Below are 26172 nucleotides of genomic sequence, written 5' to 3'. Positions count from 1 at the left end.
GGTTACGCCGCCCCCGCCGCCGACATGAACGCGTTACTGGACGGTGCGCTCGCCGACTGGGTACTCGATCCGCCCGACACGAGGCCGTGCACCAGGCCGACGCCCTTGATGCCGCCCATCGTTCCGCGCATCAGCCCGCTGCCGACGTCCAAGGCCTCCTCGCCGAGCCCCAGCCCCTTGCCCGCCCGCGCCAGGCCCTTGTACATCACGCCGCTGGCCATCCCCCTGGCCACGTTGACCGAGGTCGCCACCTCGTCGGCGTGCGAGAAGACACCTGCGAGCCGCTCGCCCGTCGCCGCCGCCTTGGCCGCCTTCGCTCCCGCCGTCAGTCCCTTGACCGCTCCGACACCGGGCAGCACACCAAGGCCCGCACCGACCCAGTCCATCACTCCGACCTTGTCGCCGCGTGCCGTCTTGGCCGCGTAGCCGGCCAGAGCGACCGCGCTTGCGCCGATGGCCAGTGCCCCGAACACCGCCCCCACGGGCGGGATGGCCATGGTCGCCAAGGACAAGATGGACAGCACGGATCCGATCTTGGAGAACAGGTCCGCGTGGTCGGCGAGGAAGTCCGTGAAGCCGTCCCAGGCGCCCTTCAGGCCGTCCGAGATCTTGTTCCAGATGCTGATGTCCGGCGGCCGGTTCTCCGAGGCTTCGCGTATGGCCTGCTCCGCCTTGCCGGCCTGCTCCTCCCAGTAATCACGCAGCGCCTCGCCGTCCTGGATCAGGATCTTAAGCTCGTTCGCCGCGTGCTGGGCCGCATTCGATGCGGAATCGGCCTCCTCCGACAACGTCTTGGCCTGCTCCTCGCTGATCTGCTGGAACCGTACGCTGTCGATCTTGCTGTTGACTCGGTCGACGTCGGCGTTCTTCTGGTCGAGCAGCCTGCGGGCGTCGACCGCGCGGTCGTCGAGGCTCTTGGCCTGCCGCTGCAGCGTCTGCAGCTCGTCGTGCCAGCCGCGCAGCGCCCTGGAGCAGGCGTTCATCGACTCGTGGCCCTGCCGAAGGTACTTGGGTAGTTCGCCGACTTTGCCCTGGAACTTCTTGGCTGCCTCGCCGTCCCACACACCGTCGGTTTTCCCGATACTCGTGAGCATCTCCCGCAACTCGTCGAGCTCGTCGCCGACCGTCTTGACGTCGTACGCCAGCGACTCGATCGTGTGCAGATCGCCCTTGGCGGGATTGAATTTCAGACCGGGCCAGCCGGGATCGTCGAATATCCCCATCGTCCTCTCCCGTTACGTGTACGTGTGCTGCTCCGGTTGTGCCAGTTGCTCCAGCGCGGGGTGTCGGCACCGCGGCGGCCGCAGGTCCTGGTGGAGCTCCTACTGGCTGAAGCCCTTCTGGATGTCCTGATCGGTCGTCAGGTAGGCATCGAGGGTCTTCTGCAGCCCCTCGTGCAGCGTCTTGGCGGAGTCGGCGATCCGCTTGATGCCGTCGCCCCAGTCGTCCTGGAAGTCGTCACAGGCGTCATCCAGGCCGTCCGTACCGAGGCCCTTCGGGCCCACCTTGTTGAGCCGCTGCTGGGCATCCCGCATGCGGTCGTCCACCTGGTCCAGCCTGCCGATCAATGTCTTCATGCGATCGGTGTCGATCTGGAAGTCCATCAGCCCCGTGCACCTCCCCCGTTTGCCGTCGTTACCGCGATCGGGCACTGCCGGGCAGATTATCGGAGGGGAGACTTCCGGCCCCACACAGCGATGCGCATCTGGTTCGATCTTTACTCGCCTATGGAAGAAACAGAAGAAAGCGCATACCCCTCACGGGCACACCACTCCCACGCCTACGGGAGAGAAACCACAGTGGCGGCCTGCCCCCTCACCACGTCCACGGCCGTCCGTGCGCACCGAACAAACCGACATCGCGGGCGACAACTACGGCCTGGTCGCGCCGACCGGGAGGATGCCCGACACCTGCGTGGTGAACGCTTCGTGCTCGGGGAGATTGAGCGTGGCCCAGGATCCGTCGGCGAAGCCGAACTCGAAAAGCTGCTCCTTCTTCTGACGGCGGATCCATGCCAGTTGAGAGCGGGGGCAGTACCAGCCGACCTCGGCGCCTTCATCTGCGATGCCAGAAGGGGGCATAACGGCACTGGGCGCGTAGAAGACCTGCAGCCCGTCGGGGGTCAGGACGAGGAACGAGTACACGTACCACCAGCGGGAGCGGGGCTGAATCGCGATTTCCAATTGCCCTGCCAGGCTGTCCCAGCCTCCCCAGAAGCCGCGCTTGCGGCGCTTGTACTTTTCGCGCTTTCCCGGGTCGTCGCAGATGCGCTTGGGGCCGCTCGTCGAGGCGTTCTCATCTCCCCAGAACAACGTCGAGGCCACCACCTTGGCCTTCTGCCCAGTGCCGACGGGGTTGCCGACATCACCGAATACCTCCGGACGCCGGTCGGCCGGAGCGACGGGCTCCCTTTCCCGCCACCAATCCAGGCGGTTGATGGCGAAGGGGCCGGTGACGGGGGTTCCTGGCGGGAGAAGGGCGCCGACGCGAGGGGCCATGTCCTCGGCGCGCGCGGCTGCGATCGCACTCTTGGCTTCGGCGAGGTTCATAGGACGGGCACGACTCCTGTGCTGTCGAAGTGGCGAGTACGGGATGATCCCAGATGGTCCGGGGGTCCGACCAGCGACCAGCGAAAGGGGCCTGCTGAGTCCGAGCCGTCTGGATAGGGTTCCGGAGCGGCGTTGAGACGCTGCGTTGACATGTGTCCGGGGGTGTTCGCTCAGGCTGCTCTGTCCGGGCCCGATGCAGTCGAGCATCCAGGAGATCGAATCATGCACGGTGCGGCCGCCGACGAGACTCAGGAGGCGCAACTCGCGCCACAACTCCCCCTGACGAAATGCGCTTTCGACGATCCCGGCACCCGCGCCGCCTGGACGAAGTCCAGACGCAAGATACGAGTGCGCCTCACCCTCTGGGCCGTCTTCTGGGTGGGTTCGTTCGTCGCGCTGAGTCTGCTCGACGGCTTCGGGGTCATCGGCCTGTCCGACGTCCGCTTCAAGGGGCGCCGCGGCGGAGGAAGCGGCGGGAACCTGCTCGGGATGGTCGGGGCGGTGGTCTTCCTGGTCTACCTGTGTCAGCTGTACCTGTACGTCGTCTCGCTCCGGTCGCTGAAGCGCATGCGGCGAGTGCTCGAGCGGCGCCCCTGGCGGATCGTCTCCGCTGTACGCAGGCAGCATCAGGTCACCAACCCGAGCGGGGTGCCCGTCCGGCTGCGGATCGGGGACGAAGGTGCGCGCAACGAGTGGAGTGACCTCATGTCCGCCGGCGGCGTGCCCCGTAAGCGCCGGTGGCCCGAGGCCATGGAGCACGGCGCGTGGCACGCGGGGGACAACTGGGGGCCAGGGGTGCTGGCGCTTCCCGGCGGCGTGAACCTCATGGAGGTCAGGGAACGTCAAGCCGCACGCACGGCCCGAGCGTAAAGGGAACTCACGAACTCGCCATGAGCGCAGAGATTTCAAGTACCGCCACGGTTCCCGCGGCACCCGACGTGGAGCGGGTGCTGTCGCACAACTTCCGGGCCATCGCGAAGTTCGTCGCATTCCGTCTGTGTCTGATCGTGACGCTGATGGTCGGGCCGATCGCCTGCATCAGGCTGGGCGTGGTGCAGGAATCCACGCTCGCCGCGCTGCCGGTTGTCGCCGGTCTGTTCGTTCTGATCCACACCGTGCTCCGCCTCAGGTTTGCGACCCGACTCTTCGCCTGCAAAAGGGTTTTGCGTCATTACCCGCTCACCTACTACTCACGGGTCGCCAAGAAGGAGGAGCGGGGGAAGATCTACGGGGTCGTGTTCGCGCTGCATGTGTCGATTCGGGGGCAGCACGGTGCTCCGCTGATGCGTGGGGTCAATGCCGCGGGAAGTACGCGGTGGCCGGCAGGGTTCGACGAAGGGGGCTGGGTGGCCGGTGATCTCCCGTACGGCGGGGTCGTCATCTCCCCCACGACCGACGCCATGCTCTTCGTAAAGCCGGACGACTGGGGGAAGTTGGAGTCACGGCGGCGGGGATTGGGGCCGGAGTGTGCGGAGTTGTCGAGGCTGGCCGGGTTGGACAACGGCAAGTGGCCCGAGCCGAGGTTCTCCTAGGGCTACGCTCCACCACTTCGTTCGGCCGTGAAGCCACCCCCACCCGCGTCCGCGACTGACACAAGGTGGTTGCCGTGGTGCTGCCCTAAGCACCACGGCCGCAGCGTCACCCGAAGGGGTTCGGGCTCGGCAGTCGTAGCGTCGCCCCGTCCGGAAGGTCGAACACCTGCTGCGCGATCGGCCCCCGGATCCGCATCGCGGTCGCCGCGTCCACGACCTTGAAGTTGTCGAAGTCGTAACCGCCACCCGCGACGAAGAAGCGGCGGGGGATCAGGCGCTCGGCCGGGTCCAGCGCGCCGTTCGCCTTCTGGTAGGCGTACGCGAAACTTGCCGTGCCGTTGACGTCGGGGTCTTCGAGGAGCCAGGCCGCCCAGTCGTCGAGGCTGGTGCCGAGTTCGGTGAGTTCCGCGGATTCCGGGTTGAGCGTGACGACCTTCGCGCCGTCGATGATGCCGAATTGCGTACCGAAGAGGTCCTGGCCGAAACAGAAGATGTCGTCAGCGAGATCGTCGTAGGTGTCTTTCCACGTTTCCTCGGCATTCCAGGAAAGCAGGTCGGGGCCGAGGCCCTCGTCACCCGCGCGGAATACCTGGACGCCGGCGTTGAAGAGGAAGAAGCCGTTCATGCTGGAGAGGACCGTGCCGAGTTCGGCGAGGGGGCCGGTTTCCCAGCCGAAGTCGAGGTCGATGGCCGGGCCCATGGGGCCGCGGGCCCGGCTCAGCAGCCGTTCCAGTGCGCCGGCGGACGTCGCGCCGTCGGGTGTTGCGCCGTCAGGCGTTGAGTCCTTGGGCGTTGCGCCGTCAGGCGTTGCGTCGTCGGACATTCCGAATCACTTCGCTTCCGGGCCGATGGGCCGTGTCAGATAGTGCTCCCGCACTCGGTCGGTGGTGACCAGGCGGAGAGTGGGCTGAAGGACGGGAGCCGTCGGGATGGCATCCCATTTCTTGTACGGGTGCCATCGGCTGTGTGCGGCGAGCATCATGGCTTCGCCGCGCTCGATGTCTCCTTCGACCGCGTACCATCCTGCCATCCAGGAGCACTCGGCGTAGCGCGGCGGGGTGTGCCCGCCCTGTACGACGAGATCGTGTGCGCGCGGGAAGTCGTTGGCGGTCCTGAACGACATCCACACGACGTGCTGTTCGTCGGCGGTGAGCGTTTCGAAATCACGCTCCACGAGTGGAGAACGGTGCTTGGCGCCCGACGGCGGAAGCGGTACGCCCCAAGGCCTGAACCCCGGCAGCAATTCTTCCAAAGGGCGCTGAGGAAGCTGCCCGGAAAGCCAGGACAGTTGCTCCTGCAGGTTGCGGCCGGTCGGCACCGTCTCCGCCACCGTGGCCAGGCGGTCCGCAATGACCTCTGGGGCGCTATCCGGGGTGGCCAGGAGTGCCTCCTCGAACGGCATGTCCTGGTCGCACAGTTCGCCACCGCTCGGGCCGTCCGTCCGGATCAACGACTCGGCCAGATCCGCGGCTTCACCGGGGCGGTCCAACCACAGCAGGATCTGGATCGACGCGGCGGCCGCTTCCCAGACGGGGCCCCGGGCGCCACCAGGCCGACGAGCGATCTCGAGCAGCTGTGGCAGTGCCTCCTGGAAGTGCCCCTCACGGGCATGTGAGATCAACCTCTCGGCAGAGTTCATGAGGTCATTCTCTCCTTTGGCCTCTGGAACGGCAGTTTCCCGGTGCGTCGCGCGCCTTCTCCTCCAGGCGCTGTCTAGCGCACCGAGATCTTGACTCTGGTGCCATCCGGTAAGCCGCGTACAGCACTTCCCATTGCCGAGCCCGATCCTTGGTTATCCTTCGCCGCGATGTAACGGACACTCGCGCCCGTTCCTCCCTCCTTGTACATGGCCGGAGGGTATTCGTCCCGGTCCCGCGGACTGTCGGTCGGAATCCCGCGGAGCGAGTCGGCACGGTTGTCGTCCGCCCCGTTTCTGTCGATGGTGAGGACGTCGGGTTTGGGCGCACGTTGCCGACTGTCATCGCCACGCCAGACGGTGCCGTTCTGGGCGTCCTCGATGTGCTGGGCGGACTCGGGGTACTTGTTCCTGTCGAGGACCAGTTCCGCGTCGTATTCGCTCTGTCCGCCGGTGCGCTGGTTGAAGTCCCCTCGCGCGGCGGCCTGTTCCCGCATTCTGCGTCGCGAGCCCTTACCGGTCTCGCCGCCGTTCTTGGCCACCTTGTTCGCGAGGTTGATGAGCTCGTGGGCGTGCTGGCCGTCCGCGTCCTGGATGTTCTTGACGACCTTCTTGGTGCCGTCCCCGACCTGGCTGTACATGTCGCCGACGGCCTTGGCGGCATCCTTGCCGAGTTTCCTGCCCATGCGCTGTGCGGCGTCTTCGAGCGCCTTGGCTATCGGGTGGCTCATCCGAACGACACTCCCGACGCCGCGCTGCTGAACTTGACGGCATGTCCGGCGACGGCCTCGGAGTGCTTCTTGAAGTCGTCGGCGTGCTTGAGCAGTTCGTCCGGGTGGATGGAGAAGCCGGTGCCGCCGCCCGCGTCGGCAGGTCCGGCGATCGCCTCGCTGGCGGACTCGACGCCCTTGAGGACCAGGCCCTTCAGCGCGCGTCCCACGATCTCCTCGAGCGGTTCGACGGCCTGGGTCGCGAGGTGTGCGATCACCTCTTCCAGGGCGCGTTCGAGGAGTTCGTTCACCACCTTCTTGGTGACCTGTATCAGTGCCGCCTCGGCCGCTGCGGCCGCCCCGAGAGTGACGATCGCCGTCGCGGCCGCCACCGCCAACTGGGCGGCGATGAATATGAGTTGGGCGATGACGGCTATCTTGGCCGCGACGATGATGGCCGCCGCGACCTCCAGGGCGACCGCCGCCATCTCGCATCCCTGGATCAGCTCGGTCATGTGGCTGGTCGCCAGCCGGCTCCAGGTCTCGGCGAGCCGGTCGTACGACGACCCCTCGTAGCAGGCCGCCATGGCATTGATGGTCTCGGAGGCCTGCTCCTGCGACGCGCCGATGTCGCCCGCGAAGGTGCGGACGTGTCCGGCGAACTCGTGGACCGCGTCCTCGTTCACTTGGGGCCAGTTCAGACCCATCAGGTCCATGACCCAGACAAGCTCGTCCGGTAACTCGATGGCCATGCGCTCCCCCTGTATCCCCGTGGCGCAACTGCCCTACCTGTGACAGTTGTTCGAAGGATAGTTGCCCGGAGGTGGCGCTTCCTCATCGTGCGAGGGCGTGTTTCAGCGCGGTATGTGGCCGGTCACTGTCAGCCCCGAACAGTCCTGCCCACCAGCCGGGTCCGGCGCGTACACCCAGTACAGCGACGCGAGTTGGACCAGCAGGAGGACCGGGACGAGGCAGACCGCCGCCACCGCCACCCGGCGCCCCCGCCACGTCTCCCCCGGCCGCTCGCCACCGCACCGCCGCTCCACCCGTCGTAGGGCCAACAGGAGCACCACCGCCGCCGATCCACACAGCGGAGCAGCCCAGGCCGTGACGTACATGCGCGTGGACGGGCCCAGGTAACGGCAGTTCTGGTACGTGTCGCCATCGAAGGAGAAGTGGGCCGCCAGCAGGGCCGCCGAGGTGAGGACCAAGAGCGTTACTAGAAGCGGCAGTTGGAGACACCAGCGCCGGACGGAGGACGGGGGCATCAGTACCAGTCCGGGCTGGGGCGCACAAAGCGCAGGTTCTGGTCGCCCTGGTCCTTCTCGGTCGAGGGGAGGCGGCCCTCCAGGCTGACGTTCTGGTACTCGTTGTTGTGCTGGGTGTACTTGATCTCGCCGTCCGGCATCACCGCGGTGACGATCGCCGCGTGGTGCGTATTGCCCTTCTCGGCGGTGTCGCCGGTGCCAGCCTGTTCGTAGTAGATGATGTCGCCCGGCTTAGCCTCCGTCTGCGGGATCTCTGAACCGCCGTGCGCGAGCATGAAGTTCTGCTGGTTCTCGGCGGCGGCCCAGGTGTCGGAGTAGGCGAGTCGCTTGTCGATCGCGTCGACGCCGGTGCGAGGGCCGACCATCCAGTTGTCGTCGTCGGCCGGGCCCCAGAAGTTCGTCTTCTCCTTCATGCCCGAGTGCAGCAGGGCGTTGGAGACGAAGTTGGCGCAGTTGTTGCCGAAGTCGGTGGGGTCGTCCTTGTTCCAGTTGGCGAGGGCGTACTCGACCATCTTCACGCGGTCGTACTTGCCGTCGGTGCCGCGCAGTTCCTGGCGTACGTCGGCGGGGATGCCGTCGAGGTTGGCGAGGGCGACCGGCTGGGCCAGCATCATGTCCTTGCGCTGCTCGGACGTGAGGCCGTTCCACCAGCGGCGGGCCGTCGCCTTGTCCTCGCCGACCGGGATGTCGGCGGCGAGCATCCTCAACTGGACGTGGGAGGCGTGCTCCTGGAGGTCGCCCAGCGCCCTGTCCGGGTCGGTGACACCGGTCTGGGCGGCGAGCTTGGCGAACTCGGCCGCGGCCAACTCGTCGGCGGTGGTGACCTGTTCGGTCGCCTGGTCGATGAGGTCCTGCACTTCGGCCCGGTACGACTCCGTCCCCTCGCTCTCCCCACGGGGATCGGAGATCGTGCCGTCGGCCGCGATCTCCAGGCCGTGGCGGGCCGCGAGGTCCAACGCGGCGTGCAGGGTGCTCTGCGCGGTCTCGATGGTGGTCGTCATGCCGTCGGCGACCATGTTGACCGCGAGGAGGATGTCGTACGCCGACTCGAGCTGGTTCGCGAGCTTCTCGAACTCGGCGGCCGCCGTGGCGCCGACCTCGTCCGTCCAGTTGTCGGCGAGCGGCTTGGTGCCGTATTCGCGCAGGTCCTTCGCCGCGTCCAGGGCGTGCTTGGCGAGGGCGTGCCATTCGTCGGCCGCGGTGGCCCAGGTCTTCGGATGGGCGGTGTTCACACCCTCGTACGAGACCATGGTCAGGCCCTCCCGAGGTCGGTCAGACCGGTCAGGCCGGCGCGCAGGCGCGATTCGGCCTCGGCGTCCGCGCGATCGTAACTGTCCGCGGAATCCCGCAACTTGTCGCTCAGCTCGCCCATCCGCTTGGCGAGGGACACCATGTGGTCCTCCCACTTGCGCGCGCAGGCCTTGAGTTCGGCCGGGCTCTGCCAGCCGTGGCCGTGGTGGGAGGCGGGCACCTCGTCGCTGGTGTCGAGTGCGTGGCCGAGGCGCTTGGCCGTCTGGCGGGCCAGGGACTCGGTGTCGTGGGCCGTGGCGCGTACGCGTGCGGCATTGATGTCGATGTCTGCCATGGGCGTTGGACAACTCCCCCGTTGTGAACCGGTTGTGAACCGCTGTCCCGCCGGTTCGAATCCGGCGATCATCGTACGGGCCTCGGAGTACGGGCTCCGGAGTACCGGCCCCGGATCAGCGGGCCCCAGATCAGCGGGCCTCGGATCAGCGGGCCTGGCCGCGCAGCCGCGTCGTCCGCTCCCGGTGTCCCTTCCGGTCCGGCGCGCCCATGTGCCCGGACTCGCGTTCTGCCTCGCCCAGCCACAGTTGGGGCACGTACGACTGGATCGCCGCGACGACCGCGTCGCGCGAGCCCGGCGGGACGGGGAGGCGGTGGCGCAGCCGGGGCAGGTCGGGGTGGAGGGGCGCCTCGTCGCGGACCAGGGGCCACAGGACCGGGTCGTCGCGGTCGATGGGGCCCGAGGGGCACAGCTCGATCGAGTAGACCTTCGTACGGCCGAGTTTGCTCCAGTGGAGGCCGACGCCGGCGAGCGAGTTCCAGGGGACGACGCCCCGTACCTTGCCGTCGCTGACCCAGAGGCCGGTTTGGTCGATGCCCACCGTCGAACGGCGCGACACCCAGGCGGAGATGAGACTGGTGACGCTGACGAAGAGGATGAGCAGGCCCATGACGATGCCGACGACGCCCTTGGGGCTGGGACCGTCCTCACCGAGGCCGACGGTGATCGCCACCCCGCCGAACAGTACGAGCAGCCCCACCGCCGTCAGCACGATGCCGAGCGGCAACGCCTTGGTGGCGTTGCGCTGACCAGTACGTATGACGGTGGCGGTGGGTGCGGGGCCGTGGCCGTGAGGTGTCGACATGGGCAGGGAGTGTAGGGAACCTGTCGCGCCCGGCGCCTGCGGGATCGGTGACGTTTAGGCTCCGGGACATGACTTATGGCTCGGAATCCGACGAACAGCTGACGGCGACCAAGACGCTGAAGGCGCGGTTCCAGGGTCTGGGGCAGCAGAGACTCGTGGTGGACCGCCGGCGCGCGGCCCGGCAGGCACGCCGGGTGTCCGCGGGAATCTCCGCGCTGGTCGCCCTCGTCGCCATCGTCCTCACGGGCGTCCGCCTCGGCCAGGGCAGCGAGGCCGGGGTATGGACGGCGCTCTACCTCGCGGGCGGTGTGGTGAGTGGATTCGGGGTTCTGCTGGCCCGGTTCGGCCGGACGCGGTGGGCGTTCGCGGCGATCTGTGTGGGGGCGGGGGTTGCGACGTTGGGGGATGGGCCGATGTTCGGGTGAGGTCCGCCGACCGGCCTTCGGCGGAGGGCGGCACGGCGGCTTGTCCGTGCGCGCGGGGTGGCGGCCCGCCCCGCGCTCCGGGCGGCCCGCCCCACCCTCAGGAACCCGCCTGCGCGGCGAACGGTTCCGCGTGGGTCGGGACCGATGCCACCAGCGCGATCCACGAGCCGTCAGCAAAGACGAGCTCGAAGCGCCCCCGCTGAACAACCCCCTTGGGGTTCGCACGGACCCCGGCGACAGCGGTTCGCGGCGCCTCCCACTGAGGTTCGTACGACCGCTTGAGCTGCCACAGCTTCGCGCGATCCGCCAGGACGAGCACACGGCGGCCGGTGAACGCGACCGCCAGCTGGGAGGCGGGAGTGTGCGTGGCGGTGTAGTGCGTGGCCAAGAACTCGCCGGCCTGGCTCTCCCAGCCACCGTGCAGACCTTCGCCATGCATGGTGCGCGAGATTCCGTTGTTGATCGCCCTCTCAGCTCCCTCCAGGGTGTCGGCGACGCCCCCTGTGATGCGCTCGGCTCGGGAGATGGGCCTGGGCGGGCTGTGCTGCAGGAACCGTTGAACCGCTCCCGGGAGCCGGGCCTTGATCCGCCGTTCGAGATCGGACTCTTGCGGAGGCTGGGTCAACCAGAGCGGCTGGTCGGGTACTCCTGGCGCCAACTCGCACTCGCAGACGGCAACCAGTTGCTCGCCAAGCTGCAGGTGCGGTTCGATCTGGCTGCGGCATTCCTTGTTCATCGGATTCGTACCTCAGTGGGAGCGAATGGTCAGCCGAACGGATCGCCCCGGAAGCGGGGTTCCAGAGAGCACCAGCAGTGACGACAATCAGGCGGCGTAAAGCGTGAGCGTGTTCGGCGAGGGTGCGTTCCTCGATCTGTTCCTGTCCCGGGGCCGCATGCTCGCCCTGGTGTCGGTCCCCGTCTGGTGGAGCATGACGGTCTTCCTCCTCGCGGAGGAAGGGTGGCACTACGGACTCGTGCTGGGCTTCGTACTGCCGCTGTTCGTCGCCTACTTGGGGCTCCGGGGCTACCAGGAGGTCCGTCCGGGCATGACGGCCGGGGCGCTGGCCTTGAGTGTCGCCACGCCGCTGGTGATCATCGCCCTGGGGTGGCTCGAGGGCCGCTGAAGCCTGCCACCAACGCAATCCACGACGCGTCGGCGCAGACGAGCCCGGACATGCCACCGGGGGCGGCAGATGCATCCGCACCTGCCGCCCCCGGTCACGTATCGCTACGCGCGCTGGACGCTGTCCGCGCTACCCGCGCGCCGACGCGCTACGACCAGACGCTGGTGTTCCGGCTCTCGGTCGCCTGGTAGTTCTGGGCGGCCGTGTCGAGCGCGCGGGCGATCGACTCGAGCGTCTGGTGGAGGGACGCGGCGCGACGGTCCCACTCCTGCTGCTTGGCCTGGTAGCCCTCCTGGGCCGCACCTTCCCAGCTCGCAGCGATCCTCTTGACGCCGGCCTCGAGGTCGTCGAGCTGCTGGCGGACGTTACTGGCCGTGGACTTGACGTCCTGCGAAGCCTGGGAAATGGTCTGGAAATTAACCAGAACCTGACCGGACATGATGTCTCCCCCGGGGGATGTTGGACGGAAGGTGATGAAGGATTACGACGGTGGCGCGCTGCTCGCTGCCGCTCTGTGGCGGCGCAGGATCAGCGGCCGGGGAGGCTCATCCGAAGGGAGAGGCCTCGGCGCCCGACGAGACGTGCGAGATCGACGCAGCCTGCTCGTCCTCGGACGTCTGGTAGTTCGACGCCGTCGAGTCGATCGCTTCCTTGATCTCATTGAGCACGCGGTTGAGGGCGGTGGCGTCCTCGTTCACCTGGCTCTGCAGGTTGTTGTACGCAGTGGCCGCCTGGCCCCTCCAGCCAGAGGTGATCGAGTCGACCACCGTCTGCAGTCGCTGGATCTCACCCTGGATGGACTCGTTCACCTGGGAGATACGGCCGCTGAACGCGACCATCTCCTCGTGCGTCACATTAAATTGACCGGCCATGGCCACTAGCCCCCATGAGAATTCGACATCGGTCCCCGCGCCGCTCGGTCCCCCGGAGGGAACTGGGGCGAGGGTGGCACTTCTCGATAGTGCCGCGACAGTACTTTAGCCACAACTGACACGGTCACCCAAGGCGGTTCCCAGGTGACCGGCCGTGCCGTGACAGGATCCACACAATGTCACGGATCGATACGAGATCACAGGGCTCACACAGGCCCCATGCGTCCGTTACATCAGTTACGTCGGTTACATCGGATACGCCGGGTACGTGAATGCGTCGGGTATGCGGATACGGCGGATACGCGGATGCGCCGGATACGCGTACGCGTCGGATACATCGCATACGTCGCATACATGGATACGTCGACGGCTTCAGCCGAAGACTGATCTGGCGCGAGCGTCCTCCGCGGTCCGAGTCCGACCAGAGCCGCCACCCGGTTCGTCCGCCGCCGCTGCCGGCTGCTCCCCTCTGAGGCGCCCGACCCCGCTCTGAGCCGCGTCCCCGAGCGCCCCGGTCGCACCCTCGACCGCTCCGTCCACCGCACCCTGGGCGCTCTCGCCCGGCGACGAGATCATCGAGCTCGGGTCCAACGCCTCCGTAACGGCGTCGCCCGCCTTCGGCAGGCTCTCGGCGGTGCTGTCCACGATGCCCTGGGCCGCGGCCCCAGCACCCTGGCCCACGCCCTCGCCCGTCGCGTGGACACCTTCGCCGATGCCCTCACCGACCGCGCCGAGCCCCTCACTCGCGGCTCCTCCGAGCACCCGCCCGGCCGGGCCGAGCCGCCCGGAGGCCTCGCCGATGGCGCCCGCGGCACCGTTGACGGTCTCCGAGGCGAACGTGCCCGCGCCGACCACGGCCGCCTCGCCCCACTTCATTCCGTCCTGCGCACCGAAGTGGTTCTGCACGCCCTGCTGGAGGAGGTTCTGCCCGGCAGCCTTGCCCGCCTCGACGGCCGCTTCCTTCACCACGTCGAGGACGATCTCCTTGACCGACTGCACCGCTTGCTGCTCGACGGCCTGGGTCACCTGCTGGATGAGCTTCTGCTTCAGCTCGTCGAGGATGCGGCGCACGATGAGCCGGGTCGCCTGGGTCGCCCCGGCCGCGCCGATCTCCGAAAGCCCGAACGTCACCGGTGCCGCCGCCTGCGCCGCCGCGATCTCGAAGGCCAGCGCGATCAGCTGCGCGATGACCGCGATCTTGCTGGCGACGACGATGACGGCGACCGCGTCGAGCGCGAAGGCGAGGATCTCGGCGGCCATCGCGGCGTCCTCGAGGTAACCGCCCCCGCCGCTCGAGAACTTCTTCCACGCCTCCTCGAAACCCTCGGACGCGTCACCGGAGTTGGCGTTCAGTACGGCGCTCGCGGAGTTGGTGCCGCCGCTCTGGGTGTCCCGCACCGCTGTGGCGAACTGTCGCCACGCCTCGGCCGCTTCGTGGATCTTGTCCTCGTCGGCGTCCGGCCAGCTGTAGCCGAGCAGGTCGAGGACCCATGCGACCTCGTCGGGCAGGGTCAATGCCATGCCGTGTCACTCCCCCGTGATGCGTGTGATGGTGGTTCGTGTGTTGATGGTTCGTATGTCGGTGGTTCGTCGATGCGGCGCGTGAATACGGCACCTGGATGCGCTCTGCGGTCAGAACTGCATGCCGAGGCCGGGACGGTTCGACTGCTGCCCGATCATGATCTGGGCCTGGTCGTCCTCGGTCACCTCGTACTGGGTGCCCATGACCTTCAAGTTGCCGCCGATCTTGTCGAGCTCGTCGGCGAGGTGCTCCATCGACGTCATCATGCCTTCGCGCACCGGCTCGTAGATGTCGTTGAAGGTCCCGATGATGTCCTCGCCCCAGTCGCCCTCGGCGCTCTCGAGTGCGGACTTCAGCTCCTTGGCGGCGGTCTTGAAGGACTTCCCCAACTCGCCGAAGGAGGTCCCCTGTTCCTTGAGCACCGCCGGGTCGACGTCGAAGCTGCCTGAGCCGAAACCTGCCATGTGCTCCCCCATGAATGTGCGTGCGTGTCGCCCAAGTAGAGCCCGGCGGCGCGCAGTTGATGTGCGCGCGGCAGCCCGGACCCGCGGACACGGATGTCCGACAACGCGACCCTAGTGATCCCGACACACAGGACTCGCCCCGAAGCGCCGGTCTTCACCGCCTCCTCGCACGATTGCCATGTACCCGCGGTAGCGTTCCGCGACCGTCCACAACCGCAATCGCAAGGCGCGGGGAGAGCCGTACCGCGTTCCGTCCGGCACAGGGGGAATCACCCGAACGATGTCCCACTACCAGCAGCAACCCAACCCGGGTGGGCACCCGCCCCCGCCGCCGGCCCCCGGGGCGTATCCGCCTCCGCCACCGGCCCAAGGTGGGTACCCGTATCAGCAGCAGCCCGCTACCGGGCCGTACCCGCAGCAGGGACCTCCCCCAGGTCCGTATCAGCAGCAACCTCCACGCGCCTACCCGCCGCCGCAGGCACCCGCGTCCGCGCCCATACCCCCGAAGCACCAGGTCCCGTTCAGGGCACGCCTCACCGGCGTCTGCGTCATGGTCGTCACGCTCATCGCCGGCGGCCTCTTCGCCTGGCAGGCCATGTACGCCGCCGGGTTGCGTGGAACGCACGGCGAGTTCACGGTCTCCCAGTGCTCGACGCAGACCGTCAGTTACCGCTCGCACGGCAAGCACCGCACCCGTGAAGAGGTGAAGTGTTACGGGTCGTTCAGCGCGGACGGCGGCAAGGGCAGCGATCCCAACGCCTACCTCGAGCCGTCGTCCTCCCACTCCGCAGGCACGAAGATCTCGGTGACGCAGACGGACTCCACCTCGACGGTGGAGAGCCGTCAGTTCTCGTACGTCGAGGCCAGCGCCTGGAACGGCGGGCTGATGTTCGCGTTCGCCTTCGCCTGGCTGATCGGGACCGCGCTGGGCGCCTTCATGACGGTGACCGGCCACACCGGCAGGCGCAGCAGGGTGTCGTACGGCACCGCGTGGCGGTCCACGGCGGGCGGCCCGACCCGGCCGATCCTCTTCGGCCTGGCCGCGGTCGGGGCGCTGGGCGTGGTGGTGTCGTTGCTCTTGGGGCTTGTGCTGTAACCGATGCTCGTCATACCCGCGGGCCAGTACCCACACGATGTCGGGTACGGGCCCGCGGCACATTGTTGACGGGTCCCGCGGCCTCAGCCATACAGGGGCGACACGACCATGTAGTGGTCGACGGCGCGTTCGCACGACTGGACGCGGAACCCGGAACGTGTCGGGGTGTGCCGAGACGGTCACATGCCCGTCGAGGACACCGGCCCCGGCGAGCCCGAAGAAGAGCTCACGTCACGCGCCGCCCGCCAGCCAGCTCCCGACGAACAGCACCGGGCACAACACCGTTACGACGACGAGGATCGGCAGCGCCGGACCGCGCTCATGCCGCACCACATGCCAGCCCTCCTCCAACGTGACCCGTCCGAAGCGGCGTTCCCGTTCACGCCAGACGCCGATGAAGGGGCCGTAGTGGAGGGGCGGCCGCGGCTGGTAGCCGGTCAGCAGGAAGAACGCACCGACGAGCCACAGCAGGTCCGTGAGGCCGAGCCAGAAGAGCGCCCTCGACAGCTTGCCCGTGGTGAGTTCGCCGTCGTCCGTGGCCGTGTAGCCGTCGTCCGTCTTGAGCGCGGGGAGTGCGGCGTTCGGGATGGCGTCGCGGTCCGTCGCCAAGGTGGCGCCCTGCGTCTTCTCGCCCGTCGCGTCGTCCTCGAAGGTGCCGGTGCAGGTGTAGCCCGGGTCGGCGGGCTTGCACGACTGCACCACGACGGATCCCGGCCGCGCCGAGACCGTCACGTGGCCGTCGAGGTACCCGACGCCCGCCCAGGCCGTAGCACCCCCGATGACCACGATGGCGAGGCCGACCATCCAGCCGAACATGCGCCGGAAGATGTAATCGCGCCGAGCCACGTACTGGTCGGCGGCCCCCGTTGATGTCACGTCGGATCCCGCCCTCAACGAATCCTGCCGTCGCGCCCGGGCGCGTTCTTCGGGTCCTCGTCCGGGTCGTAGTCCCGGACCTGCTGCCGCTCCTGCGGCGACATGTTCCGCCACTGCTCGCGCATGCCGGCCAGCCCGTCACCCAGGGCACGGTGCCCGGACGACGAGTCCAGTACGTCCTTCAACTCCATACGTCCACCGAGGAGTTGACGCGCGAGGTCCTGAAGCGCGGGCGGCGCGTCCTTCATGTCACGGACCTTGCGCAGCGACGCGGTCAGGTGCTCGTTCTGCTCCTCGGTGAGGTTCTTGTCCTCGATCGGGTACTCGCGCTCGCCCTGCGGGCCGTATCCGTTTCCACCACTACTCATGGCGTGGTGCCCCCTAGCTGTGTGTCATGTGTACGTGGCGAAGCGCCTTCGTCATTGGCCTCCGATTCCCGGCTCGGGCGCGAGCTCAGGCCCGGTGCATCGCGTCCCGTACCCTAACGGACCGGGCGTTCGGGCCCGCGATCGTAGGCTCCTCCCCCCACACTCCCCACACACCGAAGGTCGGTATTTTTCGTGAGTCAGTCCCTGAAGCCGCAGGCGAAGACCCGCTTTCGGGATCGCGGCGCTCTCGGATTCGTCTTCATTGCGGCGTTCGTCATGTTGACGGCCTGGTTCTCGTTCCAGGCCGCCTATTCCAGCGGGCACGTCGGAACTGGCGGGACATTCACGGCGAGTTCGTGCGAGCAGAGCTTCAGCAGGACACCCGGCGGCAGTTCCCGAAAGAACGGCTCCACGCACGAATTGCAGGTGACGTGCAACGGCGCGTTCCGCCCCGACGGAAGTACCTCGGGTGCCACATCCGTCCGTATGACGCTGCAGCCCGGGGACACCCCGGTCTCAGACGGCGACACCTATCTCCGCGCTCTGATGAAGACCGGAGGCAAGGGCACGGAGCTGCACACTGCCCGCCTGAATCCCGACTCGGCCCTCGGAAACTTTCTCGGCGAGTTCAACACGTCGAATCCGGAGAAGACGGAGCAGTCCGCGTTCATGGCGCTGGGCGGCCTCTTCTTCCTTGCGGCCGGGATCTTCTGTCTTCGGGCGGACTGGCCGCGAGGCGGCGGTGGAAGCGCCCCGCTCAAGGTCGCCTGGAGTCGGAGCATCGGCCCCGGCACGCGCGGCACGGTGATCACGGTGGCCTCCGCCGCCGTCGTCGGCATCATCCTGACGAAGATCTTCATCTGACCTGGCACACACGTGGGCCCCGAGTCGATTACGACTCGGGGCCCACGGCGTTGCTGCGCCCGCGCGTTACGCGAGGGACACCACCAGCGGGCCCGTCACCAGCAGCACCAGCCCCAGGACACAGAAACCGACAATCGACCAGAGGAGCGGCGCGCGGGAGCGCACGACCTGCCACGCCTCTCCGAAGGAGACGCGCCCCCACCGGGACCAGCCGGCCAGCCGCGGCGGACGCGGCGTATATCCGGTCGCCAGGAAGAAGATGCCGATGCCGACCATCAATGCGGCCGCGCCGAACACCATGGCCGCCCCACCGAGCATCCCCGTGGTGACCTCGCCCGGATTGTCGTACGAGTAGCCGCCGTCCGGCATCCTGTACACGGGCGCAAGGCCGCCCTTGAACTGCTCGAAGTGGGTCACGAGGACGGCGTCGTCGAAGATCCGTTGAGCCCCGCCGTCCTCCCGGAAGGCGCCCGTGCACCGGTAGTCGTCCCCAGCGGGCGCACACGCGGAGAACTTGAACACGCCGGGCGCGCCGTCACCGCCCTGAGGAGTGACCTGCCAGCCGACCCAACTGCCCGCGGAGACCAGGATCTTGACGGCGAACACGACGAGCACGGCGCCGACGATCCAGCCCGTCCCACGCCGGTACGCGAACGACCGTCGGGCCCGATGGCGCTGCCAGGCCTCGCTGTTGGTAGTCACAGTTATTACCGGATCCTGCCGTCGCGCCCGGGCGCGTTCTTCGGGTCCTCGTCCGGGTCGTAGTCCCGGACCTGCTGCCGCTCCTGCGGCGACATGTTCCGCCACTGCTCACGCATGCCGGCCAGCCCCTCGCCCAGGGCACGGTGCCCGGACGACGAGTCCAGTACATCCTTCAACTCCATACGCCCACCGAGGAGTTGACGCGCGAGGTCCTGCAGCGCGGGCGGCGCGTCCTTCATGTCACGCACCTTGCGCAGCGACGCGGTCAGGTGCTCGTTCTGCTCCTCGGTGAGGTTCTTGTCCTCGATCGGATAGTCGCGCTCACCGAGCGCGTCGAAGCTGTCTCGGTTACCGGTACTCACAGTAAGACCCTCCTCCGGGGGGGGTGGTGGCGGTGGGACGCCGTTCGACGGTTGGTCAGCCGAACACGGTGCGGACGCGATCGCCTTCATCGAGCTTCTCGTAGTCGGGTTCGTTCGCAGAGCCCTGACGGGGCTCTTCCGGCTGGGCTGTTTCCTCGCCGGAACCGGATCCCGACTCCTGGTCCGAACCGGACCCGGCTTCCTGGTCCGAACCCGATCCGGACTCTTCCGACGAGCCGGACTCTTGCGACGCACCCTCACCAGATCCCGAACCTTCACCGGACCCCGAGCCCTCACCCGTGCCGGACTCGTCGCCCGAACCAGACCCAGATCCCTCACCGGACCCCGAACCCTCACCCGAACCAGACCCGGAACCCTCTCCGGACCCCGAACCCTCACCCGTGCCGGACTCGTCGCCCTTCTTGTCCGTGACGTTGTCGAAGAGCTCACCGGCTCCTTGAGTCATCTTCCGCGCGCCGTCGAAGTCGCCGTGCGCCACATCGATAGCGCCCTCGACAACCTTCCCGCCCGCCTTCGTCTCAAGGTGGTAACCCTTACCGTCGTCGTCCTGCTCGAACTCGCCGGCGACCTTGCCGAGGACCGGATTGGCCGCGGAGACCCCGAGCGACGTCAGGCTCTCGCCCCAACCGGCACCCGCACCGAACTGGTGCTTGATGCCCTGGGTCCCCAGCTCGCTGACCACCGACTTGGCGATGTCCTTACCCAGGTCCTTCGCCAGGTCGACGGCCATTTCCTTGGTCTTGATGACGGCCTTCTCCTTGACCGCCTTCAGGACTTCCTGCTCGATCTTCTGGGCCGCCTCCGTCAGGGCCCGCTTGACCATGAACCTGATCATGGCGACCCGCCCGGCAAGCGCAGCCTCAGAGGCGCCGAGGGTGACAGGTGCGGACGCCTGGGCGATGGCGAACTCGATGGCCAGGTCGATGAGCTGGACGATGACGTAGATCTTCAGGGCGATCACCGCTGCCGCCGCGACATCGAGCATCACCCCCAGCACATCGCCCGCGCCGGCGAGACCGTCCAGGTAGCCGATACCGACGCCACCGACACCGAGGCCATTCTCGGAGAACTTGCTCCAGTGCTCGAGGAAGGCATCCGCGGCCTCACCCCCGTGCGCCTGCCGCACGTACTCCGCGGCCCGATTGCCCTCTTCCTGGTAGTCGCGCGCGGCCTGCCCGAAATCGAGCCATTCCTGCGCGGCCTGCATGATCAGGTCCTCGTCGAGGTTCGGCCACTCAAAACCCAGCAGGTCGAGAACCCAGTCGAGCTCACCAGGCAAAACGATGGACACGGTACTTTCCCCTCAAGACACGGCGTCGCGCTGCGACAAAGAATGCGGATGGATCACACGCGCCCGGCCTGCGGGACGGGCGCTCGCTGCCTGCTCAGCCGCGACTCTGCTGAGCCGCCTGCATCAGCGCGCGATGGTGCTCCTGCTCCGTCTGGTCGTAGCCCTCGGCCACGGAGTCGAGATTCTTACCGATGTCCTTGAGAGCCTCACCGAGGTGTTCGAGCGAGTCGCGGATACCGGCGCTCACCGGTTTGTACACATCGATGATGGGGCTCGCGAGCTCGACGTCATCGTCGCCCCACGCCTTCTCCAGGCGGTCGACCTTGTCCTTGAAGTCCTTCGACTTCGAGGCGAAATCCGAAGCCAGCCGATCAAAGGACCGGGCCTGTGCCTTCAATACATCCGCGTCGACATCGAAGCCTGAGCCCGCCATGCCTTCCCCCTGCTCTCCTTGACCGTAGGGTCCACTTCCGGAACCCAAGCCGGTACATTAGTCGACCGCCATCACAGGCAGCGCAGGGGAAGCACCACCTTCACACGACGCCCGCACCCCGCTCACCGCGGTCCGCTAGCGTTCAGCTGCCCGCGGGCGGTCAACGCGCCGGTCCCCCGACCACCCGAATCAGCCCCTACGAAGGCCAGCTTCTTGTGAGTTCCCCCACCAAGTCACGTACGACAACATCAGAGGACGAACGAAATATCGTCGGTGTCGCTCTGATAGGGATCGCGCTGATCATGATCGCGTTCTGCCTGTTCCTGGTGGGCTACGACAGCGGTCATGTGGGAACACGCGGGAAGTTCACCGCCACGTCGTGCGCCCGCGAGCAGATCGCACCCGCTCACGGCCACACGACGAGCGTCAACAAGGATCTCGAGGTGTTCTGCCGGGGGACGTTCCGGTCCGACGGCGGGTCCGACAAGGGCACGTCCACCACCATCAAGTTGACCCGTGACACGGCGCCCGCCGGTGACGGCGATGCCTACCTCAGCCGTCTCCTCGACTCCGGTGGCAAGGGGACGAAACTGACGGTCGGACGACTGGACGGCGGGGGGTTCCTCGCGAAGTTCCTGGACGAGTACCACCCCGCCAACTCATCGGCGACGGCCCGCTCCGCCGCATTGGTCTCCCTCGGAGTGGCGCTCCTCGGGCTCGGGGCCTTCGCGCACTTCGCCAACTGGCCCCGCCCCCGCGGCAAGTCCCCAGCCCTCTCCGCCTCCTGGCGACAGGACCTCGGAACCGGCACGCGCGGCGTCGTGACGAGCCTCGTAGCGGTCGGCGTCGTGGGCGTGCTGGCGTCACTGATCATCATGCTCAACGCCTGACTCCGAACGAACCGTCCGGAGCCGGCGGATGCTGCCCCTCCGTCTCCGTCCTCTCCCCTGGGGGTCCCCTTGAAGTCGTCAGCACCGATGCCACAGCCACCGCAGCCGTCCGCACGGACTGCCGCGAACGCGGGCAACACCGTGTCGTCCGTGATTCCTCCATCCCCCATCGGGCGCGCGTTCGGAATCGTGCTCGGAGTTGCGTCGATCATCGCCATCTTCCTCACGTTCTCCCACGCCACCACGGCGACCGGCCTCTTCGGCACACCCGGCAAGTTCACCGTCACCAAGTGCGTCGCCGAGTACACGTCGCACGCCTCCCGCAGCGGCGGCGGCCACGGAGGGCAGTCCTTGAAGAGCGCCACCTGCACCGGCAGCTATCGCTCGGCCGACGGGAAGATCACGGACAAGGAAACCGAGATCACGCTCCACGGCGGTGACGACGGTGCCTATGGCGTCATCTACGACAACCAGCCGAGCCTGGCCGCCAACCGATCCAGCAGCGGCGAGCTCTCCGTCACGAACCTCGTATCCGTCGCCAACAACCTGTGCGTCGCGTTCTTCTGCCTCATCCTGCTCGGCTACAGCATCACGTGCGCCGTCGCCGGCTCTTTCCCCAAGAAGGGAATCGGGCCGAGCCACAACGAAGCGACCCGGATGGAGCCGCCGCTCGTTAAGGCCACAGAGGAATGGCTGTGGGTGATCGGTGGGGTTGGGCTGCTGGGCGCGATCATTTTCCGGATCGTGCTCTGGTAGACCTTTCTCCGGTGGGGCCTCGAAGACCTTTCCACCCGCCTTCATCCCGAAGGTGTAGCCGGATACGCCGAACCCTGCCCTGGTGGCCTGGGTCGTGGCCTCCTTGGCGACGGACCTTCTGCTCTGAACATCCGTACGGCAGCGCCGCATCGCAGTGCGACGTTAGGGTTCCCCGGCGGGCCCGGGGTGGGTGCCTGGACGGTCCAGGTGGCGGAGCCGGCGGCCCGGGGAGTGGGTATTCGTGGCTTTTCGGAAGTTCCTCAGTTCGCTCGGTGTCGGTGCGCCCGAGGTCGAGACCACGCTCAGTGCGAGCGCCGTACGGCCCGGGGATCAGTTGCACTGCAATGTGCAGCTGAAGGGCGGCTCCGTGGACATCGAGGTGGAGCGGGTCCGGATCGAGATCGTCACCCGGTTCGAGGACCGGGAGGAGACCGAGACCCTGTGGAGCAACCCGGGTGTCGTCAAGTCCCTTGTGCTCGGCGAGAAGTTCGAGCTCAAGGCCGGGGAGACGAAGGACGGCCAGGTCTCGTTCGAGGTGCCATGGGAGACCCCGTTGACGCACGTCCTCGGTGGGCGGCCGCTCAAGGGGGCGCGGGTCGCGGTGCGTACCGAGCTGACCGTCGACAACGCCGTGGACCGCGGTGACTTCGACGAGATCCAGGTGCACGCGCTGCCGGCGCAGGACACGCTGCTGCAGGCGTACGCCAACCTCGGTTTCCGCTTCGACGAGGCGGAGGTGAAGAAGGGGACCCCGAGCGGCGGCCGGAACTCGCAGACCGATTACTGGCAGGAGATCGAGATGTGGTTCCCGTCGGACTACCGGCGGCCGGGCGGGCAGTTGGAGACGGTGTTCGTGGCGCGCCACGACTCGCTCGACCTCATCACCGGCCCGCACGGGCCGTACCCCTTCTCGTACAGCAACATCGATCTGCCTGCATGGACCGCCTGGCTCGATCAGCATCTGCGGGCCACCTTCCAGCGGTGAACCCGTAAACCCGTGAATCCGTGAACTCGTAACCCGTACGAGGGAGGGCCCCCGTCCGCGTCGGACGGGGGCCCCTCTCTCGTACTTGTACTGCTGTCGCCTACTGCGGCGGCTGCTGCGTCGTCCAGCCGGACGGCAGGCCGCCGCCACCCGGCTGCTGCGGCGGCTGTTGCTGCGGCTGCTGGGGGGCCTGGGGCGGCTGTTGCTGCTGCGGGTAGCCGTAACCCTGCTGGCCCGGGTGCGGGGCCGCCGGGGGCTGCTGCCCGTAGCCCTGCTGCTGCGGCGGGAAGCCGGCCGGGGGCATGCCCGGCTGCTGGCCGCCGTACATCCCGCCCGCCTGCATCTGGGACTCGGCGCGCTGCGCGAAGTCCTCGGCGATCAGCGCCGCGATCTCGAAGTACGCCTCCCGCGTCTTCGGGCGCATCATGTCGAGGTCGACCTCGGCGCCCGCCGCCAGGTGCTCGTCGAACGGGACGACGACCACGCCGCGGCAGCGCGTCTCGAAGTGGCTGACGATGTCGTCCACCTTGATCATTTTGCCGGTCTCGCGGACACCGGAGATGACGGTGAGGGAACGCTGGACGAGGTCCGCGTACCCGTGCGCCGACAGCCAGTCGAGGGTCGTGCTCGCGCTGGACGCGCCGTCCACCGACGGGGTCGAGATGATGACCAACTGGTCGGCCAGGTCCAGGACTCCACGCATCGCGGAGTAGAGGAGACCGGTACCCGAGTCGGTGAGGATGATCGGGTACTGCTTGCCCAGGACGTCGAGCGCGGAGCGGTAGTCGGCGTCGTTGAAGGACGTCGAGACGGCCGGGTCCACGTCGTTGGCGATGATCTCCAGGCCGGAGGGGGCCTGCGAGGTGAACCGGCGGATGTCCATGTACGAGTGCAGGTGCGGGATGTTCTGCACCAGGTCGCGGATGGTCGCGCCGGTCTCGCGGCGTACGCGGCGCCCGAGGGTGCCGGCGTCCGGGTTGGCGTCGATCGCCAGGATCTTGTCCTGACGTTCCGAGGCGAGGGTCGCGCCGATCGACATCGTCGTGGTCGTCTTGCCGACGCCGCCCTTGAGGCTGATCACCGCGATCCGGTAGCAGGACATGACCGGCGTACGCATCATCTGGAGCTTGCGCTGCCGCTCGGCCTCTGCCGCCTTGGCGCCCAACTTGAACTTGCTGGGGCCCTTGTTGTTGTTCTTGCGCTTCGGCTGGTTGCGCAGGAGACGGTCCGAGCTGAGCTCGACCTGCGCGTTGTAGCCGAGCGGAGCGCCGGGCGCCGAGCGCTGCTGGCCCGCACCCGGGTCCCAGCCCGCGCGCGGGTCGACGGCCGGCTGCGGGTACGCGTTCGGGGCGGGGGCCCCGGGAGCGGCCTGCTGACCCGGGGCCGGCTGACCGGGAGCGGGCTGGCCTTGCTGGGGCGGCTGGCCGTACGGGCCCTGCGGCGCGGGCGGCGCCTGGCCCGGCTCCTGACCGGGAGCGGGCTGCGGCTGGGCCGGGGGCTGCGGCTGCTGCTGGCCCGGCTGCTGCGGCGGGTAGCCGTAACCCGGCGCCGGCGGCTGCGGATAGCCATAACCAGGGGCGGGCGGCTGCGGAGCCGGCTGACCAGGAGCGGGCTGCTGCGGCGCGGACTGCGGATAGCCGTAACCATCGGCAGTGGGCTGCTGCGGCGCGGGCTGACCATAGGGACCCGGCTGCTGCGGAGCGGCGGGCTGGCCGTACGGGCCCGGCTGTTGAGGAGCGGGCTGGCCGTACGGACCCGGCTGCTGCGGAGGCATCGGCTGACCCGGCTGGCCGGGCTGACCGGGAGCGGGCTGCGCCTGGGACTGGGGCTGGGGCTGGGGCTGGGGCTGGGGCTGGGGCTGGGCCGGAGGCTGCGGCTGCGGCTGGCCCGGCTGCTGCTGCGGCGGGTAGCCGTAACCCGGCGCCGGCGGCTGCGGATAGCCATAACCAGGGGCGGGCGGCTGCGGCGCCGGCTGACCGGGCGCGGGCTGCGGGTAGCCGTAGCCCGCGGCAGTGGGCGGCTGCGGCGCGGCCGGGGCCGGCTGACCGGGAACCGGCTGCTGCGGCATGGGCTGCGGATAGCCGTAACCACCGTCGGCAGGCGGCTGCGGCGCGGGTGCACCAGGGGCCGCGTGCGGCGCGGTCGGAGCGGGGGGCGCCGCCGGAGCGGCACCATCCGCAGCCGGCAGAGCGCCAGGCGCGGCCGAACCGGCAGGCGCGGCCGCCTGGTTCACGTCGGGCGCGCCCCCGGACGTCGCGGTCTCGGACGTCGCCGTCCCGGAGTCCGCTCCGTCACCGGTGTCGTCGTCATCGTCATCGTCGTCGTCCCCCCACAGGTCGCCCGTGGGGTCGACGGTCCCGGACCGGCGGCTCGACGCGGCGGGATCGGCTTCGGCAGCAGGAGGAGCCGGCGGCGCGGCGGGAGCAACCGGCGGCGCGGCCGGAGCAGCCTCCCCCGCACCCGTACCCGTCGTACCCCCGAAAGTCGGGAACCCAGGAGCGGCCGGCGGCGGCGCAGACCCCTCGGACGGGGGACCCGGCGCGGGCGGCGGCGGAGTCGCGCTCCCCCCTGCCGTGTCGGACGAAGGGGGCGCGGGCGTGCCGGACGGCGGCGTCGCACCCGATGATTCGCTTGGCTGCGCGTACCAGGACGGCGCGTCGAAATCGAGCCGGAACTCTCCCGTCAGCTCCGTCTCGATCGAACCGTCGCCGGGTTCCGGGTTCCGCTGGTCCCGGTCACTGGTCACTGTGCCTCCTGGTCTCTGCTGTGCACCTGAACGACCGGTTCCGGCGGGACCTGGTGTGGGTCGCTCGTCGTCGCCCCCGACCGTCGCGGCGGCCCCGCGTCACTTGCGTCTCAGCCGTTCGTCCGGACAGCGTAAACGGTTCGGGGCGGCCTCCGTAAAGGCGGTACTTGTCACGTACCCGTCGGTACACGTCGCGTACCCGCTCTCCACGGGGCCACCCCACGCCTCTTCGGGACCACCCGCCGCACGCCGGAGCCCGCCGGCGTCGCACGCCTGAGTCCGACAGGCGT

At 68.3% G+C, this 26172-nt stretch carries 32 protein-coding genes; 9 read left to right on the top strand and 23 right to left on the bottom strand.

What is annotated here, in order from left to right:
- Positions 1–2: 2 nt before the first annotated feature.
- The 3 genes from OG746_RS13700 to OG746_RS13690 form a co-directional block, all read right to left on the bottom strand.
- Positions 3–1223, bottom strand: coding sequence for a putative T7SS-secreted protein (locus OG746_RS13700; RefSeq protein WP_266714862.1), 1221 nt, complete (start codon positions 1221–1223; stop codon positions 3–5).
- 99 nt (positions 1224–1322) lie between these two features.
- The gene (locus OG746_RS13695; RefSeq protein ID WP_323179681.1) at positions 1323–1607 is read right to left on the bottom strand and encodes a DUF6317 family protein; all 285 of its coding nucleotides are present in this window, start codon (positions 1605–1607) and stop codon (positions 1323–1325) included.
- A 264-nt stretch (positions 1608–1871) separates the two neighbouring features.
- Positions 1872–2549, bottom strand: a complete 678-nt coding sequence (locus OG746_RS13690; protein ID WP_266714860.1) for a hypothetical protein — start codon at positions 2547–2549, stop codon at positions 1872–1874.
- 222 nt (positions 2550–2771) lie between these two features.
- On the opposite strand from OG746_RS13690, the gene OG746_RS13685 reads away from it, so the two are divergent.
- Together OG746_RS13685 and OG746_RS13680 are read left to right on the top strand one after the other, a co-directional pair.
- Complete coding sequence (locus OG746_RS13685) at positions 2772–3419, top strand: hypothetical protein (protein ID WP_266714859.1); 648 nt, start codon at positions 2772–2774, stop codon at positions 3417–3419.
- A gap of 77 nt (positions 3420–3496) precedes the next feature.
- Positions 3497–4081 (top strand): hypothetical protein, encoded by a 585-nt coding sequence (locus OG746_RS13680; protein ID WP_266714858.1) that lies wholly within the window; start codon positions 3497–3499, stop codon positions 4079–4081.
- Positions 4082–4187: 106 nt separating this feature from the next.
- Here OG746_RS13680 and OG746_RS13675 read toward each other — a convergent pair whose 3' ends face one another.
- From OG746_RS13675 to OG746_RS13640, 8 genes are all read right to left on the bottom strand, one after another.
- The gene (locus tag OG746_RS13675) at positions 4188–4904 is read right to left on the bottom strand and encodes an SMI1/KNR4 family protein (RefSeq protein ID WP_266714857.1); all 717 of its coding nucleotides are present in this window, start codon (positions 4902–4904) and stop codon (positions 4188–4190) included.
- A gap of 6 nt (positions 4905–4910) precedes the next feature.
- The gene (locus OG746_RS13670; protein ID WP_266714856.1) at positions 4911–5720 is read right to left on the bottom strand and encodes a hypothetical protein; all 810 of its coding nucleotides are present in this window, start codon (positions 5718–5720) and stop codon (positions 4911–4913) included.
- A 74-nt stretch (positions 5721–5794) separates the two neighbouring features.
- Positions 5795–6448 carry a NucA/NucB deoxyribonuclease domain-containing protein gene (locus OG746_RS13665; protein ID WP_266714855.1) on the bottom strand — a complete coding sequence of 218 codons (654 nt, stop codon included), beginning with the start codon at positions 6446–6448 and terminating at the stop codon, positions 5795–5797.
- Positions 6445–7179, bottom strand: coding sequence for a WXG100-like domain-containing protein (locus OG746_RS13660; protein WP_266714854.1), 735 nt, complete (start codon positions 7177–7179; stop codon positions 6445–6447). The genes OG746_RS13665 and OG746_RS13660 overlap by 4 nt, the downstream gene beginning before the upstream one ends.
- Before the next feature lie 102 nt (positions 7180–7281).
- The gene (locus OG746_RS13655; RefSeq protein ID WP_266714853.1) at positions 7282–7638 is read right to left on the bottom strand and encodes a hypothetical protein; all 357 of its coding nucleotides are present in this window, start codon (positions 7636–7638) and stop codon (positions 7282–7284) included.
- 56 nt (positions 7639–7694) lie between these two features.
- Positions 7695–8945, bottom strand: a complete 1251-nt coding sequence (locus tag OG746_RS13650) for an amidase domain-containing protein (RefSeq protein ID WP_266714852.1) — start codon at positions 8943–8945, stop codon at positions 7695–7697.
- Positions 8946–8947: 2 nt separating this feature from the next.
- Complete coding sequence (locus OG746_RS13645) at positions 8948–9280, bottom strand: type VII secretion target (protein ID WP_266714851.1); 333 nt, start codon at positions 9278–9280, stop codon at positions 8948–8950.
- A gap of 145 nt (positions 9281–9425) precedes the next feature.
- A complete protein-coding gene (locus tag OG746_RS13640) occupies positions 9426–10085 on the bottom strand; it encodes a hypothetical protein (protein ID WP_266714850.1) in 660 nt (219 codons plus the stop codon).
- Between the two features lie 68 nt (positions 10086–10153).
- Between OG746_RS13640 and OG746_RS13635 the strand changes: the two genes are divergently transcribed.
- A complete protein-coding gene (locus tag OG746_RS13635) occupies positions 10154–10510 on the top strand; it encodes a hypothetical protein (protein ID WP_266714849.1) in 357 nt (118 codons plus the stop codon).
- Between the two features lie 97 nt (positions 10511–10607).
- On the opposite strand, the gene OG746_RS13630 is transcribed toward OG746_RS13635, so the two are convergent.
- On the bottom strand, positions 10608–11246 hold the full coding sequence (locus tag OG746_RS13630; protein WP_266714848.1) for a hypothetical protein: 639 nt from the start codon (positions 11244–11246) through the stop codon (positions 10608–10610).
- A 103-nt stretch (positions 11247–11349) separates the two neighbouring features.
- On the opposite strand from OG746_RS13630, the gene OG746_RS13625 reads away from it, so the two are divergent.
- The gene (locus OG746_RS13625) at positions 11350–11634 is read left to right on the top strand and encodes a hypothetical protein (RefSeq protein WP_266714847.1); all 285 of its coding nucleotides are present in this window, start codon (positions 11350–11352) and stop codon (positions 11632–11634) included.
- A 148-nt stretch (positions 11635–11782) separates the two neighbouring features.
- Here OG746_RS13625 and OG746_RS13620 read toward each other — a convergent pair whose 3' ends face one another.
- From OG746_RS13620 to OG746_RS13605, 4 genes are all read right to left on the bottom strand, one after another.
- The gene (locus OG746_RS13620) at positions 11783–12073 is read right to left on the bottom strand and encodes a WXG100 family type VII secretion target (RefSeq protein WP_266714846.1); all 291 of its coding nucleotides are present in this window, start codon (positions 12071–12073) and stop codon (positions 11783–11785) included.
- 106 nt (positions 12074–12179) lie between these two features.
- Positions 12180–12506 (bottom strand): WXG100 family type VII secretion target, encoded by a 327-nt coding sequence (locus OG746_RS13615; RefSeq protein ID WP_266714845.1) that lies wholly within the window; start codon positions 12504–12506, stop codon positions 12180–12182.
- 372 nt (positions 12507–12878) lie between these two features.
- Positions 12879–14027: a WXG100-like domain-containing protein gene (locus OG746_RS13610; protein ID WP_266714844.1), complete on the bottom strand. Its 1149-nt coding sequence runs from the start codon at positions 14025–14027 to the stop codon at positions 12879–12881.
- A 111-nt stretch (positions 14028–14138) separates the two neighbouring features.
- Complete coding sequence (locus OG746_RS13605; RefSeq protein ID WP_266714843.1) at positions 14139–14492, bottom strand: WXG100 family type VII secretion target; 354 nt, start codon at positions 14490–14492, stop codon at positions 14139–14141.
- A 550-nt stretch (positions 14493–15042) separates the two neighbouring features.
- On the opposite strand from OG746_RS13605, the gene OG746_RS13600 reads away from it, so the two are divergent.
- Positions 15043–15588, top strand: coding sequence for a hypothetical protein (locus tag OG746_RS13600; RefSeq protein WP_266714842.1), 546 nt, complete (start codon positions 15043–15045; stop codon positions 15586–15588).
- A 231-nt stretch (positions 15589–15819) separates the two neighbouring features.
- Here the strand turns inward: OG746_RS13600 and OG746_RS13595 are convergent, their stop codons facing one another.
- Both OG746_RS13595 and OG746_RS13590 read right to left on the bottom strand, forming a co-directional pair.
- Positions 15820–16464 carry a hypothetical protein gene (locus OG746_RS13595; RefSeq protein WP_266714841.1) on the bottom strand — a complete coding sequence of 215 codons (645 nt, stop codon included), beginning with the start codon at positions 16462–16464 and terminating at the stop codon, positions 15820–15822.
- Positions 16465–16478: 14 nt separating this feature from the next.
- Positions 16479–16832 (bottom strand): hypothetical protein, encoded by a 354-nt coding sequence (locus tag OG746_RS13590; RefSeq protein ID WP_266714840.1) that lies wholly within the window; start codon positions 16830–16832, stop codon positions 16479–16481.
- Positions 16833–17318: 486 nt separating this feature from the next.
- Here OG746_RS13590 and OG746_RS13585 point away from each other — a divergent pair, with 486 nt between their 5' ends.
- Complete coding sequence (locus OG746_RS13585; protein ID WP_266714839.1) at positions 17319–17696, top strand: hypothetical protein; 378 nt, start codon at positions 17319–17321, stop codon at positions 17694–17696.
- Between the two features lie 66 nt (positions 17697–17762).
- Here the strand turns inward: OG746_RS13585 and OG746_RS13580 are convergent, their stop codons facing one another.
- The 4 genes from OG746_RS13580 to OG746_RS13565 form a co-directional block, all read right to left on the bottom strand.
- Complete coding sequence (locus OG746_RS13580) at positions 17763–18398, bottom strand: hypothetical protein (RefSeq protein ID WP_266714838.1); 636 nt, start codon at positions 18396–18398, stop codon at positions 17763–17765.
- A 5-nt stretch (positions 18399–18403) separates the two neighbouring features.
- Positions 18404–18760, bottom strand: a complete 357-nt coding sequence (locus OG746_RS13575; RefSeq protein WP_266714837.1) for a hypothetical protein — start codon at positions 18758–18760, stop codon at positions 18404–18406.
- A 55-nt stretch (positions 18761–18815) separates the two neighbouring features.
- Positions 18816–20072, bottom strand: coding sequence for a WXG100-like domain-containing protein (locus OG746_RS13570; protein WP_266714836.1), 1257 nt, complete (start codon positions 20070–20072; stop codon positions 18816–18818).
- A gap of 94 nt (positions 20073–20166) precedes the next feature.
- Entirely contained in the window at positions 20167–20505 is a 339-nt protein-coding gene (locus OG746_RS13565) for a WXG100 family type VII secretion target (RefSeq protein WP_266714835.1), read from the bottom strand.
- Positions 20506–20807: 302 nt separating this feature from the next.
- Here OG746_RS13565 and OG746_RS13560 point away from each other — a divergent pair, with 302 nt between their 5' ends.
- From OG746_RS13560 to OG746_RS13550, 3 genes are all read left to right on the top strand, one after another.
- A complete protein-coding gene (locus tag OG746_RS13560) occupies positions 20808–21395 on the top strand; it encodes a hypothetical protein (RefSeq protein ID WP_266714834.1) in 588 nt (195 codons plus the stop codon).
- A 150-nt stretch (positions 21396–21545) separates the two neighbouring features.
- Positions 21546–22151, top strand: a complete 606-nt coding sequence (locus OG746_RS13555; RefSeq protein WP_266714833.1) for a hypothetical protein — start codon at positions 21546–21548, stop codon at positions 22149–22151.
- 241 nt (positions 22152–22392) lie between these two features.
- On the top strand, positions 22393–23136 hold the full coding sequence (locus OG746_RS13550; RefSeq protein WP_266714832.1) for a sporulation protein: 744 nt from the start codon (positions 22393–22395) through the stop codon (positions 23134–23136).
- A gap of 100 nt (positions 23137–23236) precedes the next feature.
- Here the strand turns inward: OG746_RS13550 and OG746_RS13545 are convergent, their stop codons facing one another.
- Positions 23237–25204 carry a MinD/ParA family ATP-binding protein gene (locus OG746_RS13545; RefSeq protein WP_524540407.1) on the bottom strand — a complete coding sequence of 656 codons (1968 nt, stop codon included), beginning with the start codon at positions 25202–25204 and terminating at the stop codon, positions 23237–23239.
- Positions 25205–26172 lie beyond the last annotated feature (968 nt).

This window comes from Streptomyces sp. NBC_01016 (genome assembly GCF_026341035.1).
Lineage (GTDB): Bacteria > Actinomycetota > Actinomycetes > Streptomycetales > Streptomycetaceae > Streptomyces.
The sequence above is the reverse complement of the archived record's forward strand: the minus strand, read 5'-3'. Positions and strand labels throughout refer to the sequence as shown.

Coding starts and splice junctions, on each gene's coding strand:
- OG746_RS13670 (WP_266714856.1), bottom strand. CDS start 5,720: ATGAACTCTGCCGAGAGGTTGATCTCACATGCCCGTGAGGGGCACTTC.
- OG746_RS13615 (WP_266714845.1), bottom strand. CDS start 12,506: ATGGCCGGTCAATTTAATGTGACGCACGAGGAGATGGTCGCGTTCAGC.
- OG746_RS13585 (WP_266714839.1), top strand. CDS start 17,319: ATGACGCTGCAGCCCGGGGACACCCCGGTCTCAGACGGCGACACCTAT.
- OG746_RS13640 (WP_266714850.1), bottom strand. CDS start 10,085: ATGTCGACACCTCACGGCCACGGCCCCGCACCCACCGCCACCGTCATA.
- OG746_RS13665 (WP_266714855.1), bottom strand. CDS start 6,448: ATGAGCCACCCGATAGCCAAGGCGCTCGAAGACGCCGCACAGCGCATG.
- OG746_RS13675 (WP_266714857.1), bottom strand. CDS start 4,904: ATGTCCGACGACGCAACGCCTGACGGCGCAACGCCCAAGGACTCAACG.
- OG746_RS13610 (WP_266714844.1), bottom strand. CDS start 14,027: ATGGCATTGACCCTGCCCGACGAGGTCGCATGGGTCCTCGACCTGCTC.
- OG746_RS13660 (WP_266714854.1), bottom strand. CDS start 7,179: ATGGCCATCGAGTTACCGGACGAGCTTGTCTGGGTCATGGACCTGATG.
- OG746_RS13650 (WP_266714852.1), bottom strand. CDS start 8,945: ATGGTCTCGTACGAGGGTGTGAACACCGCCCATCCGAAGACCTGGGCC.
- OG746_RS13605 (WP_266714843.1), bottom strand. CDS start 14,492: ATGGCAGGTTTCGGCTCAGGCAGCTTCGACGTCGACCCGGCGGTGCTC.
- OG746_RS13690 (WP_266714860.1), bottom strand. CDS start 2,549: ATGAACCTCGCCGAAGCCAAGAGTGCGATCGCAGCCGCGCGCGCCGAG.
- OG746_RS13565 (WP_266714835.1), bottom strand. CDS start 20,505: ATGGCGGGCTCAGGCTTCGATGTCGACGCGGATGTATTGAAGGCACAG.
- OG746_RS13620 (WP_266714846.1), bottom strand. CDS start 12,073: ATGTCCGGTCAGGTTCTGGTTAATTTCCAGACCATTTCCCAGGCTTCG.
- OG746_RS13635 (WP_266714849.1), top strand. CDS start 10,154: ATGACTTATGGCTCGGAATCCGACGAACAGCTGACGGCGACCAAGACG.
- OG746_RS13560 (WP_266714834.1), top strand. CDS start 20,808: ATGATCGCGTTCTGCCTGTTCCTGGTGGGCTACGACAGCGGTCATGTG.
- OG746_RS13700 (WP_266714862.1), bottom strand. CDS start 1,223: ATGGGGATATTCGACGATCCCGGCTGGCCCGGTCTGAAATTCAATCCC.
- OG746_RS13545 (WP_524540407.1), bottom strand. CDS start 25,204: ATGCCGCAGCAGCCGGTTCCCGGTCAGCCGGCCCCGGCCGCGCCGCAG.
- OG746_RS13600 (WP_266714842.1), top strand. CDS start 15,043: ATGGTCGTCACGCTCATCGCCGGCGGCCTCTTCGCCTGGCAGGCCATG.
- OG746_RS13590 (WP_266714840.1), bottom strand. CDS start 16,832: ATGAGTAGTGGTGGAAACGGATACGGCCCGCAGGGCGAGCGCGAGTAC.
- OG746_RS13685 (WP_266714859.1), top strand. CDS start 2,772: ATGCACGGTGCGGCCGCCGACGAGACTCAGGAGGCGCAACTCGCGCCA.
- OG746_RS13645 (WP_266714851.1), bottom strand. CDS start 9,280: ATGGCAGACATCGACATCAATGCCGCACGCGTACGCGCCACGGCCCAC.
- OG746_RS13630 (WP_266714848.1), bottom strand. CDS start 11,246: ATGAACAAGGAATGCCGCAGCCAGATCGAACCGCACCTGCAGCTTGGC.